Annotated in this window: 9 protein-coding genes; 4 read left to right on the forward strand and 5 right to left on the reverse strand. The window is 61.6% G+C overall.

The genetic code is table 11. The features are described 5' to 3' along the window. Positions 1-4: 4 nt before the first annotated feature. Both WFR25_RS05970 and purD read right to left on the reverse strand, forming a co-directional pair. Positions 5-562 (reverse strand): hypothetical protein, encoded by a 558-nt coding sequence (locus WFR25_RS05970; protein ID WP_336969508.1) that lies wholly within the window; start codon positions 560-562, stop codon positions 5-7. A 62-nt stretch (positions 563-624) separates the two neighbouring features. Then, a complete protein-coding gene (purD, locus tag WFR25_RS05975; protein WP_336969510.1) occupies positions 625-1,902 on the reverse strand; it encodes a phosphoribosylamine--glycine ligase in 1,278 nt (425 codons plus the stop codon). A 7-nt stretch (positions 1,903-1,909) separates the two neighbouring features. On the opposite strand from purD, the gene xseA reads away from it, so the two are divergent. Genes xseA through WFR25_RS05990 form a run of 3 tightly spaced genes read left to right on the forward strand, consistent with a single transcriptional unit; the run spans position 1,910 to position 4,523 of the window. After that, positions 1,910-3,400, forward strand: coding sequence for an exodeoxyribonuclease VII large subunit (gene xseA, locus WFR25_RS05980; RefSeq protein ID WP_336969513.1), 1,491 nt, complete (start codon positions 1,910-1,912; stop codon positions 3,398-3,400). A 41-nt stretch (positions 3,401-3,441) separates the two neighbouring features. Further along, on the forward strand, positions 3,442-3,660 hold the full coding sequence (locus tag WFR25_RS05985) for a DUF2093 domain-containing protein (protein ID WP_336969516.1): 219 nt from the start codon (positions 3,442-3,444) through the stop codon (positions 3,658-3,660). Beyond that, entirely contained in the window at positions 3,657-4,523 is an 867-nt protein-coding gene (locus WFR25_RS05990) for a M23 family metallopeptidase (RefSeq protein ID WP_336969518.1), read from the forward strand. The genes WFR25_RS05985 and WFR25_RS05990 overlap by 4 nt, the downstream gene beginning before the upstream one ends. A gap of 10 nt (positions 4,524-4,533) precedes the next feature. On the opposite strand, the gene WFR25_RS05995 is transcribed toward WFR25_RS05990, so the two are convergent. Beyond that, complete coding sequence (locus WFR25_RS05995) at positions 4,534-5,082, reverse strand: hypothetical protein (RefSeq protein WP_336969521.1); 549 nt, start codon at positions 5,080-5,082, stop codon at positions 4,534-4,536. A gap of 458 nt (positions 5,083-5,540) precedes the next feature. Here WFR25_RS05995 and WFR25_RS06000 point away from each other — a divergent pair, with 458 nt between their 5' ends. Further along, on the forward strand, positions 5,541-8,441 hold the full coding sequence (locus tag WFR25_RS06000; RefSeq protein ID WP_336969524.1) for a TonB-dependent receptor domain-containing protein: 2,901 nt from the start codon (positions 5,541-5,543) through the stop codon (positions 8,439-8,441). Positions 8,442-8,516: 75 nt separating this feature from the next. Here the strand turns inward: WFR25_RS06000 and clpB are convergent, their stop codons facing one another. Both clpB and WFR25_RS06010 read right to left on the reverse strand, forming a co-directional pair. Further along, on the reverse strand, positions 8,517-11,096 hold the full coding sequence (gene clpB, locus WFR25_RS06005) for an ATP-dependent chaperone ClpB (protein ID WP_336969526.1): 2,580 nt from the start codon (positions 11,094-11,096) through the stop codon (positions 8,517-8,519). Positions 11,097-11,189: 93 nt separating this feature from the next. Then, positions 11,190-12,836, reverse strand: coding sequence for a M28 family metallopeptidase (locus WFR25_RS06010; protein ID WP_336969529.1), 1,647 nt, complete (start codon positions 12,834-12,836; stop codon positions 11,190-11,192). Positions 12,837-12,863 lie beyond the last annotated feature (27 nt).

The following is a 12,863-nucleotide window of genomic DNA, read 5'->3' on the forward strand; positions in this document are numbered from 1 at the left end:
CGGTTTACAGCTTGCCGTATTTGGCCTCGAACCCAGCGACATCGCCTGCGGCCAGATATTTGGCCTGATCTACCCACTGGTCGCGGACCGGGCGGCCCTTGAAAGAGCCAAGCTGCGCGTCGATCGTGGCGATATCCGTGTCGGTCCAGGCGGCGATCTGGGCGAAGCGAGTCACGCCCAGCGTGATGAGCTGGGTCTTCAGCTTTGGACCTACGCCCTTCAATCGGGCCAGGTCATCTTCGCTCGTCTCTGCCACGATGGCTGCGGGCGATGGCGCGACCGGCGCAGCTTCGACCGGAGCGACGGGCGGCGGCGGGGCAACCGCAACCGGGATCTGCTCCACCACTACAGGCTTTGGCGCCACAGGCTCTGGCGTAACCGGCTCAACGGCTATCGGCTCGGGCGCGATTGCTGCGGCGGGTAAGGGGCTGGTTTCGATCGTCTTTTCGACCTTGGCAGGTGCATTGTCCTTCGAACGTCCCGACAACAGGAAAATAAGTCCGATGAGGATCAGCAGCGCGATCAGCAGCCACAGCCCATAGTCCGCGAAAAATTCCTGCATCCGTCCCTCCATTGACTTGTTGCCGGTCAATCTAGGCGTGAATATCCGTCGATACTACCCCTTCAGCCGCGTTCGCGCGCGACTTCGCGCCAGCCAATGTCGCGACGGCAGAAGCCGGTGGGGAAATCGATCGTATCGACAGCCGTATAGGCAGCCGCCTGCGCTTCGCCGACGCTGGCCCCGGTCGCCGTGACATTAAGCACGCGTCCGCCGTTCGCCACGATCGCGCCGCCCGTATCGCTGGTCCCGGCATGAAAGACCTTGGCCCCCATCGCATCGGCGGCGGCAATGCCGTTGATCGCGCCGCCCTTTTCCGGCGTGCCGGGATAGCCGTTTGCCGCCATCACCACGGTCAGGGCGGTGCGATCCGCCAACGTGACCGGCCCTTCGTCCGCCAGCCGTCCCTCGGCCACGCTGAGCAGCAGTGCGGCGAGATCACCGTCGAAGCGCATCATCAGCACCTGGCATTCGGGATCGCCGAAACGGGCATTATATTCGATCAGCTTGGGGCCTTCATCAGTCAGCATCAGGCCCGCGTACAGCACCCCCGAATAGGGCATGCCCTCGGCCCGCATCGTGTCCACGGTCGGCTTGATGATCCGTTCGATCACATCGGCTTCCAGCGCCGCCGTCAGCACCCGTGCGGGACTATAGGCACCCATGCCGCCGGTATTGGGACCGGTATCGCCGTCGCCCACCCGCTTGTGATCCTGGGCCGAGCCGAACGGCAGAATGGCGGTGCCGTCGGTCAGGGCGAAGAAGCTCGCTTCCTCGCCGGTCATAAACTCCTCGATCACCACTTCCTCGCCCGCGGCGCCGAAGCTGCCGGAGAACATGGTGTCGAGCGCCGTTTCCGCTTCCTCGCGCGTTTCGGCGATAATGACGCCCTTGCCCGCCGCCAGCCCGTCGGCCTTGATAACCACGGGCAGCGCGAAATCATTCAGCGCGGCAACGGCGCCGTCCTTGCTTGTTACCCGTTCATAGGCGGCGGTGGGGATGTTCGCGCGCTTGCATAGATCCTTGGTGAAGCCCTTTGAGCCTTCCAGTTGCGCAGCCTTCTTGTTGGGGCCGAATACCGGCACGCCCATGGTGCGTAGATTGTCGGCAAGGCCATCGACCAGCGGCGCTTCCGGCCCAATGACGACCAGCCCGATCGAATGGCGGATGCAAAAGTCCAGTACGGTGCGGTGATCGGTCGGATCGAGGTCGACCAGTTCGGCATGCTGCGCTATGCCCGGATTGCCCGGCGCGGCATAAAGGGTGGAAAGCATCGGCGATTGCGCCAGTTTCCATGCCAACGCATGTTCACGGCCACCGCCGCCAAGCAGAAGGATATTCATTTCGGCCATGTCCCCGGAGTTTGACGCTGGTTACGACGTTTCGGGCCGCCTGTTAGCGGAGGATCGCGCGGGCGACAACGCGCCGCCGCTCAGTGTGAGCGAATTGTCTGGATTATTGAAGCGCACGGTCGAGGATCGGTTCGGCCATGTACGCCTGCGCGGCGAGATTTCGGGGTTCAAGCGCGCGGCCTCGGGCCACCTTTATCTCGCGCTGAAGGATGACAATGCCGTCATCGACGGGGTGATGTGGAAGGGCGGGGCCGGTCGGCTGGCCTTTTCGCCGCAGGATGGGGTGGAGGTGATCGCCACCGGCAAGCTCACCACCTATCCGGGCCGTTCCAAATATCAGATCGTGATCGAGCGGATGGAACTGGCGGGCGAGGGCGCGCTGATGGCACTCCTCGAAAAGCTCAAGGCGAAGCTGGCGGCCGAAGGGCTGTTTGCGCCGGATCGCAAGCGCCGCCTGCCTTTTTTGCCGCGTACCATCGGCGTCGTTACCTCGCCCACGGGCGCAGTGATTCGCGATATCCTTCATCGGCTGGCGGATCGCTGTCCAACCAATGTCCTGCTCTGGCCGGTGCTGGTGCAGGGCGAGGGGGCGGCGGCCCAGGTGGCGCGTGCGGTGCGGGGTTTTTCCGCGATGCCCGCCGAAGGCCCATTACCGCGCCCCGATCTTGTGATTGTTGCACGCGGTGGTGGCTCGATCGAGGATCTGTGGTCTTTCAACGAGGAGATCGTGGTCCGCGCCGTGGCGGAATGCAGCATTCCGACCATCTCCGCCGTAGGGCATGAAACCGATACGACGCTGTGCGACTATGCGGCGGACGTGCGCGCGCCTACCCCGACTGCCGCTGCGGAAATGGCGGTGCCGGTGCGCGCCGACCTGCTGGCGATGCTGGCCGAGCAGCGGCTGCGGATGGACCGCGCGGTCAGGCGCGGCGCGGGGCAAGCGCGCGAGCGGCTGGACATGCAGGCGCGGTTGATGCCGACCCCGGACATGCTGCTGGCGCCCCAGCGGCAAAAGGCGGACGATTTGTCCGACCGGTTGGGCCGGGGGCTGACTCATCGTGTGGCGGTGGCGCGGGCCGCTCTGGCCGACAAGGCTGGTGCATTGCGTCCGGCATTGCTGCGTCAGCATCTACAGCGCGCGGGCGAGCGGCTGGACCGGTTGCGGCCACGGCCAGATTATCTGACGCGGCGGCTGGATGAATCGAGTGTAGCGCTCGACCGGCTTTCGCGGTTGCTGGCCTCGCTCAATCCTGATCTGCCGTTAAAGCGTGGCTATGCGCTGGTCATGGCGGGCGATCGGGTCGTGCGTGACACAGGGGCCGCACGGGCGGCGGGCATAGTGACGTTGCGCTTTGCCGACGGCATGGTTGCGGCGCAGGTTGGTGAAAATCTTGAGAAAGCCGCCCCGGACAATATATCCGGTAAGGAGAAGCCAGCGCGCAAGCTACGCCCGTCGCCGGAAGGGCGGCAGGAAGACCTGTTTTCCTGACGCGCCACTTCGCCAGACCTATTTACCCGAAAGTTGTTCCGATGCTGATGTCCAACCGCGATCGCCCCGCCCGGCTCCACTATATGGCCTATAGTTTTCGCGTTCTCGCGCCCGGCGACCATGTTCTGTGCGCTGTCACTGGTCGGAAAATCCCGTTGGAAGATCTGCGCTACTGGAGCATTGCCCGGCAGGAACCCTATGCCAGCGCCGAAATCTCGACCGAGGCGCAGCTAAAGGCAGAGGGCGCACGGGCGCGATGAGGATTGGTCGCTGCCTGTTTGCCAGCCTGCCTTTTTTGGCGATGGGGCTGGTGCAGGTGGCTGCCCAGCCATCACTGGCTCTGCCTGCGGCCACGCCAACGACAGTATTTCGCTTCGATCGTCCGATCACACAAGGGGCGGCGGTGCTGGGCAAGGCGCCTGCGGGCACAATCGAGCTGCGGTTTGATGGTGCGCCCGTCGCGGTCGATGCCGACGGCCGTTTCCTGATCGCGTTCGACCGTGATGCGCCGCCCTCTGCAATACTGACCGCTCGCACTGCTGATGGCCGAGCTTTTGCCCAATCCCTCAGTGTTGCGCCCCGCGCCTGGCGGATCGAGCGCGTGAATGCCCCGTTACGCCCTACCAAGAATAGCGAGACGTTCATGGCGCTGCGCGCGCCGGAACGGGCGCAGATTGCCGCCGCGCGCACTGTCGCGTCCAATGCACAGGGGTGGCGGCAGACTTTCATCTGGCCCCGAACTGGCCGCATTTCCGGCCTGTTCGGGTCGCAGCGCATTTATCAGGGCGCCCCCGGTGCCTATCATGGCGGGGTGGATATAGCGGGCGCTACAGGCGAACCGGTGATCGCACCGGCTGATGGCGTGGTGATACTGGCGGCCGATCACCCCTTCACGCTGGAGGGGAATCTGCTGATGATCGACCATGGTCATGGCCTCAACAGCGCCTTCCTTCATTTGTCGCGCATTGACGTCAAGGCGGGCGATGTGGTGCGGCAGGGGCAGCGCATTGGTGCGATAGGCGCAACCGGCCGCGCAACGGGACCGCATCTACACTGGGGCATGAAATGGAACGATGCCCGCATCGACCCGCTGTTGCTGGCAGGGGTGATGCCGGGCGGTTGATCCCTGGATTTCAGCTGACCCGTTTCATGCGAACCGACGGCCAGCCGTTCACGCTGCCCATGAAGCTGCCCATGGCTGCGCGCTTGATCTTGATCGCCATGCCGGTTTTGGGTGAACGGGTGGGGATTGCTTCCGTCGTCTGCCACTCGGCGCCGTCATCCAACCGGAAAGACCATTTGCCATAGCCCAGGTTGCGCACGGCGCTCAGCTTTGCCTCGATCGTCGTGAATTCGGTCTGTGCACCCTCTGCCTGATCGCCATCATTGTCGCCAAGAAATGGGAGTTTTGGGAGGCTGAAGCCGAATAGCGAGCGACGGGTCTTCTTCAGTTCTTCCTTGTCCAGAACGACGACCTCGTCATTCTGCGAAGCGGTTTCCATGGCGCCGACCTGGCGATCGTAACAGGCGAGACGCGCGGCGGAATCAGTGATTGTCCGGCAGTCGAGCAGGCGAACGAAGATTTCCGGGCGTGGTTGGCTTGGGGGGGCGGCCAATGCATCATTCGCCAGTCCCAGCGTCATGATTAGGCCGATTATTGCGGTGAGTCCCGAATTGCGCATGGTTCCGCTCATTCCCTTTTCGTGCCGTGCCATCGTGCAGTGGCGCGTCCTGATTGTGACGCCAGCATCATGGCAGAATGAAGCAGCAGCATGCAACCAACCGTTCATGTGCCCCCAATTCTCACATCGCATGGCTGCAGGCCGACCAAAAGGAACACTGATGCATAAATGTCGGGAATATAATTATTTAACTGGCGGCGTTTGCGCAGTTTTGATGGCCATGTTGTAAAATTGCTACATCGCCGCCCAAAAGCAGCGCGCGGACTGAAGGCCTGCTTTACAGCCTGCGCGCACCCGCGCAACATGACCGCAGCCCGCGTGAGGAAATATGCTGTCGGGCACCTTGATCGTTCGTTCCTGAATTCAGGGAGGTAGCGGACGTAAAAGGGCTTCTTCACGCGCAAGCAATAGTCATGGCGGGCAATGCCCGTCGTTACTCCAGAGCAAGGGACTGGATAGTGAAGAATATTTCGAAGATCGCGCTTCTGCGCGCCGGCGTCGCACCGGTAATACTGGGCGCGGCGCTCATCTCTGCGTCGGCATTCGCGCAGGAAGCGCAGGGAGCTGCTGACGACGCCCAGAACGATGTCATCATCGTGACGGGGTCGCGTATCGCACGGCCCGATCTGGAACAGGCAAGCCCGGTTTCCGTCGTGGCGGCACAGGAATTTGCGCTTCGCGGCGCAACCAACGTCGAGAATGTGCTTAATAGCATGCCGCAGGTTACGGGTTCGACCAGCGGCGCGGACAACAATCCCGGTGGTGGCATCGCCACGGTCAACCTTCGTAACCTAGGTACGCAGCGTACGCTCGTCTTGGTCGATGGTCGTCGTTACGTTTCGTTTGATACGACTCAGGTCGTCGATCTCAACACCATTCCTTCGGCGCTGATTGAGCGAGTTGATGTGGTCACGGGTGGCCGTTCGGCAGTATATGGTTCGGATGCGATCGCCGGCGTGGTCAATTTCGTCCTGAAGCAGGATTTTGAGGGTATTGAGCTTAATTCGACTTATGGCCTGACCGACAAGGGCGATGGCCAATATTGGGACGTCAATGGCACGATCGGTGCGAACTTTGCTGACGGTCGCGGTAATATCGTCACCCATATCGGTTATTATGACCGCAAGTCGGTTTATGCTCAGGCACGTGGTTTTTCGCGTAACGCGTTGCAGGAAGATGTCGATGACGATGGCAATCCCTTCGTGTTCTTCGGCGGCTCTGGCTCGGTTCCGCAGGGGCGTGTTACGCTGCCGAACGGCAACGGAGTAGATTTCGCGCCTGACGGTACAATATCTCCTTATGATTCGACGACCGACGCCTATAATTATGCACCGGTCAATTTCTTGCAGGTCCCGCAGAAGCGCTTCATCATTTCGACTATGGCGCGTTACGAAATTTCGGATGCGTTTCAGCCCTATCTGCAGGGTCAGTTCATCAACAACCGCGTAACCGGGGAACTGGCGGCGACGCCGATTGGCAACTCCACGCCGCTGGGTACGGGTGCGGACGCGGGTTCGCTTGGCCCGCTGCGCCTGCACGTCAATTCGCCGTTTTTCGCACCGTCTACCCAGGCAACATTCCGCGCTCTGGATACGGATGGTGACGGTTACATTACGACCAACAATTATGGATTCCGTACGACCGGCATCGGTCCGCGTACCCAGCAGGATGAGCGTAACGCTTTCCGTGTCCTGCTCGGCATGAAGGGCGATATCGGTTCGGGCTGGAGCTATGACGGCTCCTACATGTATGCTCGTACGAAGAATACGCAGCGCCAGACCGGTAACGTCAATCTCGCCAATTTCCTGGGTTCGGTAACGACCGCCTTCCAGGATCCCACCACCGGTGCGTTGAGTGGCAATCCCATCCCCGGGGTAGCTGGTGGCGGTAATCTGGTTTGTGCCAATGGTGTTGCCTCATGCGTTCCCGCCAACTTGTTCGGTATTGGCAATCTCAGCCCAGAGGCTGTCAATTATCTGGGGCTGGGTGCGACCAACATAGAAGAATATACCACGCAGGTTGCCACTTTCGCTCTCACCAACTCCGAACTTTTCGACTTGGGCGCAGGTGGTGTCGGCGTGGCTCTGGGTGCGGAATGGCGTAAGGAAAGCGGCCGGACCGATCCCGACCAGAATCTGGCATCGGGCAACGTCGCGGGCTTCAACCCTGGCGCGCCGACGCAGGGCGAATATAGCGTCACCGAGTTTTTCGGCGAAGTGAACATTCCACTGCTGGCCGATCAGGCCTTCGCCAACCGTCTGGAATTGAACGGCGCGGCGCGTTATTCCAACTATTCCAATGCGGTCGGCAATGTCTTTACCTGGGCAGCAGGCGGCCTGTATGAGCCGATCAAGGGCGTTGGTTTCCGTGGCCAGTATCAGAAGGCCATTCGCGGTCCCAGCGTCAACGAACTCTTCCTTGGTCAGACAGTCAGCTTCGACGGCGCGGAGGATCCTTGCGCAACGGCGGCAGCAACAACAGGTGCTCTGGCACAGGCATGTCTTGCCGGTGGCGTGCCTCAGACAGCGTTGGGCAGCACCTCCCTTTCGGATCCTGCCCTCGTCAACCCCCCAACGACGGTCCTGGGTAATCCCGACCTGCGTGAGGAAAAGTCGACGACCTGGACCGTTGGCGGCGTGCTTACGCCGACCTTCCTGCCGGGCTTCTCGGCAACCGTCGATTATTATAATATCAAAATCGATGGTTACATCTCGCGTCTCGGACAGAGCAACCTGTTCCAGGCCTGCTATGTTCAGGGCCTTGATCAATATTGCGATTCCATCAGCCGCAATGCCGATGGACAGGTCGATAGGATCGTTGATACGAACCTGAATTCGGGCGGTCTCAAGACGAACGGCATTGATGTCGGCGTGAACTATTCGTTTCCGATCGGCGGCGATAATCGGATCGCTCTCGCCTTCAACGGTTCGCGTTTGCTCAAGTTCGACTTCACGCCGATCGTGGGTATTCCTATCGTGAACGAATGCGCGGGCCGCTTCGGTAACAGCTGTGGCCAGCCTACTCCGAAATGGAAGCACACCGCTCGTGCAACGTTCATCACGGGACCGGCCACTTTCTCCGCAGCCTGGCGCTACCTGGGTCCGGTCCGTGACGATAATGATGACCAGACGTTCTTCTTTGAACGGTCAAAGGCTCAGAGCTATGTTGATTTCGCATTCAGCTTCGATGCCAGCGAGAACTTCACGCTTACTGGCGGTATGAACAACGCATTCAACAAGAAGCCCCCGTTGTCGGCGTCCGCTCAGAACGGTGGTAACGGCGAACAGTCGAATACTTATCCGAATGTCTATGACGTTCTTGGTCGTGCTTTCTTCATGAGCGGCAAGTTGCGCTTCTGATTTAATTGCGATTGGAAACAAAAATGGGGGTGCTTCCATCAGGAAGCACCCCCATTTTTATACTGAATCGAGGGGTTAGCTCACACCCAGCACCAGCGCCCCGTCGCCATCCTCGACCTTCACCGTTGAACCATCGGGCACCTCTCCTCGCAGGATCAGGTCGGCCAGCGGGTCCTGCAAATAGCGTTGCACCGCGCGCTTCAACGGTCGTGCGCCATAGATCGGGTCATAGCCGACCCGCCCCAGCCAGGCCCGCGCGCCGTCCGTCAGGTCGAGTGTCACCTTGCGGTCCTTGAGCAGTTTTTGCACCCGGCCCACCTGAATATCCACGATCGGTCCCATATGTTCGGCAGCGAGGCGGTGGAACAGGATGATCTCGTCCAGGCGATTGAGGAATTCCGGACGGAAATGCGCCCGGACCATATCCATCACTTGCGGCTCCACATCCTCGACAGTCTGCCCGTCAGCCATGCCGGACAGATACTGGCTGCCCAGATTGGACGTCAGCACGATGATCGTGTTGGTGAAATCGACCGTGCGACCCTGCCCATCGGTCAGGCGGCCGTCGTCCAGCACCTGTAGCAGCACGTTGAACACATCGCTGTGCGCCTTTTCGACCTCATCGAACAGGATCACCTGATAGGGGCGGCGGCGGACGGCCTCGGTCAGCACGCCGCCTTCCTCATAACCGACATAGCCCGGAGGCGCGCCGATCAGCCGGGCGACCGAATGCTTCTCCATGAACTCGCTCATGTCGATCCGCACCATCGCGCTCTCATCGTCGAACAGAAAGCCCGCAAGCGCCTTGGTCAACTCGGTCTTGCCGACGCCGGTGGGGCCAAGAAACAGGAAGCTGCCCAGCGGCCGGTTCGGGTCCTGCAGTCCCGCCCGGCTGCGGCGCACGGCTTTGGACACGGCCCGGACCGCGTCGGTCTGGCCGATGACGCGCTTGCCCAGTTCCGCCTCCATGTTGAGCAGCTTTTCGCGCTCGCCCTCCAGCATCTTGTCGACGGGAATGCCGGTCCAGCGGCTGACGATGGCGGCGATATCCTCGCTCGTCACTTCTTCGCGCAGCATCGCGCCGGCGGTCGCGGTTTCGACCTCGGCCAGTTGCTTTTCCAGTTGCGGGATGGTGCCATAGGATAGTTCGCCCGCGCGGCCCAGGTCGCCCGCGCGCTGCGCTTGCTCAAGCTCCAGCCGGGCAGCGTCCAGCCGCTCCTTGATCTTCGCCTCGCCCGCGATCTTGTCCTTTTCCGCCTGCCAGCGGCCGGTCAGTTCAGCCGATTGCTGCTCGAAATTGGCAAGGTCGGCTTCCAGCGTGGCCAATCGATCGGCCGACGCCTTGTCGGTTTCCTTCTTCAGTGCCTCACGCTCGATCTTGAGCTGGATGATCCGCCGGTCGAGCGTTTCGATCTCTTCGGGCTTGCTCTCCACCTCCATGCGGAGGCGAGATGCAGCCTCGTCCATCAGGTCGATCGCCTTGTCCGGCAGGAAGCGGTCGGTGATGTAGCGGTGGGACAGCGTCGCGGAGGACACGATCGCGGTATCGGTGATCCGCACGCCATGGTGCAACTCATATTTTTCCTTGAGGCCGCGCAGGATGGAGATGGTATCCTCGACCGTCGGTTCGCCCACGAAGACGGGCTGGAACCGCCGCTGGAGTGCCGGGTCTTTCTCCACATATTTGCGATATTCGTCCAGCGTCGTCGCGCCGATGCAATGGAGTTCACCACGCGCCAAAGCGGGCTTCAGCAGATTGCCCGCATCCATCGCGCCTTCTGATTTGCCCGCGCCGATCAGCGTGTGCATCTCGTCGATGAACAGGACGATCTGGCCCTCGGCGCCCTTCACCTCGTCCAGTACGCCTTTCAGTCGTTCTTCAAATTCACCGCGATATTTGGCGCCCGCGATCAGGCTGCCCATGTCGAGCGCCATCAGCGTGCGGTCCTTGAGCGTATCGGGCACGTCGCCATTCGCGATCCGCAGCGCCAGTCCTTCGGCGATGGCGGTCTTGCCGACGCCGGGTTCACCGATCAGCACGGGATTATTCTTGGTCCGGCGCGCCAGAATCTGAATCGTGCGGCGTATTTCCTCATCGCGGCCGATGACCGGATCGAGTTTGCCCGCCTTGGCCGCTTCGGTGAGGTCGCGAGCGAATTTCTTGAGCGCGTCATAGCGGTCTTCCGCCCCGGCCGTGTCGGCGGTGCGCCCGCCGCGCAAGGCGGTGATGGCGGCATTCAGCCCCTCCGGTTTTACGCCCGCGCGCTCCAGCGCCTTGCCCGCTGCCGTGGTGGGGGAAAGGGCGAGCGCCAGCAACAGCCGCTCGACGGTGACGAAACTGTCGCCCACCTTCTGCGCTACCTGCTCGGCAGTATCGAGGACGCGCACTATGTCATTGTCCAGCCCCGGCGTTTGCTGCGCGCCGCTGCCGGAGACAGACGGAATCTTCGCCAGCGTCGCATCCACCTCACGCAGCGCGATGGTCGCATCGCCGCCTGCCGCCTTGATGAGACCCGACGCCATGCCCTGCTCGTCTTCCAGCAATGCTTTCAGCAGATGCTCCGGACTGATCCGCTGATGGCTCATCCGTATGGCAACGGTTTGCGCCGACTGGAGAAAGCCCTTGGCGCGGTCGGTGAATTTCTCGAGGTTCATACTATCCTCATGGGGTTTGACAGACCAGCAATGTGGTGTTGCTAAAAAGCAACACAAGAGGGCGACGCATTTTTATGCGTCACGCTTGAAGGATCAAGGCTGGGGCGCCTTGGACGCATTAGGTGCGAAGGAGTCTCCGAAAAAGTCTTTCGCGTACCAGAGGGGGGCGGTGGGGGCATCGGCGATTTCCCGCGCGATCAGATAATTGACCTGCGCGAATTTCGCGGCGGCCTTCCAGTGGAAAGGCAGGTCGATCTGATCCGAGGGCTGATGATAGTCCGTCTTTAGAAACTGCTCGAACGCGGCTTTCCCCGGTCCGGCAAAGCCCGTCATCAGGAATACGGAGGGCACGCCTTCCTGCACGAAGCGATAATGGTCGGAGCGGGTGAACAGTCCTTCGGCGGGCAGCGGGTCGGGCGACAGGGCGATCCCGGCGGACTTGGCGGCGCGTTCGACGATGGGGCCAAGTGTCGAATGTTCCGCGCCAAAAGCGACGAGATCCTGAAAGTCGTAGGTCAGGATCGGCATGTCGAGATTGACGACGCCCACCACCTTGCCACCAGCGGGGACGATCGGATGCCGCGCCAGATATTGCGCGCCCAGCAACCCTTTCTCTTCCGCCGTCACCGCAGCGAACAGGATCGAGCGTTTTGGCGCGGTCCCATTGTCCGCAAAGGCCTTGGCCACCGCCAGCATGGTCGCGATGCCCGACGCGTTGTCCATCGCGCCATTGTAGATCTTGTCCGCACCCTTTGCGTCCGGCTTGACGCCGATATGGTCGAGATGAGCCATCAGCAGCACATATTCATTGGCCAGCGCCGGGTCGGAACCGGGCAGGATGGCAACGACATTCTGGCTCTTTTGCGTAGTCACCGTGCTGGTGCGGGCAATCTTCACCAGCGGCTTGAGCGCAAAGCCCTTGATCCGTGCCCCCTTCTTTGCGGCGGCGGCACGGAGGGCGGCGACGCTCTTGCCCGATCCTGCGAACAGCGCATCGGCGGCGGCGCCGTTGACCATCGCCGATCCCCTTATGCCGGGCGCGCGGACGTAGGGCTGGCCGTCCGTATCGATCCAGGTGACACTGGGCGAGTCCGACATCTCCTTCGTCCGGTCCCAGGAGCGACGTTGCAACTGGGCAATCGTGGGTAGGGTGATGAGGCCGATCGCGCCATGCCTTTCTGCCACGATGGATTTTTCGGCGGCCAGATGTGCGCCGATCTCACTGGGCATTCCAACCGGCGATCCACTCAGCGCGACGACATATTTGCCCTTCACGTCCAGTCCGGCATAATCGTCAACGCCTTCCCTGGCGGACTCCAGGCCAAAGCCGACGAACACCGCCTGCGCCTCCAGCGCCTGATTGGGTTCGCGTCCGAACGGACCGATGATAGTGTCGCCGCCATTGGGAAAGGTCGCGCCACCGATCGTCAGGACCGGGGTCTTGCTCTTGTCGAGCGTGGAGAAGGACAGGGTCACAGGCTGAAACCAGCTATCCTGCACCGCCTGTTTGAGGCTCAGCGCTTCAAAGCGTGCCGCCACGAAGCGCGACGCGATGTCATACCCCCGGCTGCCCGCATCGCGGCCCTCCAGCAGATCGTCGGCCAGGAAGGTGATGTCAGCCTTCACCGCTTCGGGAGAAAAGGTCGGCGTGGTGCTTGGCTGTGAAGTTTTTGGCTGGGAGTGGGCGGTGCTGACGAACGCCAGCGTAGCCAGCGCTGCGCCGAGGAAACGGACGGACATGATCGGATAACTCCCTGCGATATCAGC

The sequence above is a fragment of the Sphingobium aromaticiconvertens genome, from assembly GCF_037154075.1.
In the GTDB taxonomy this organism is placed as follows: Bacteria; Pseudomonadota; Alphaproteobacteria; order Sphingomonadales; family Sphingomonadaceae; genus Sphingobium; species Sphingobium aromaticiconvertens.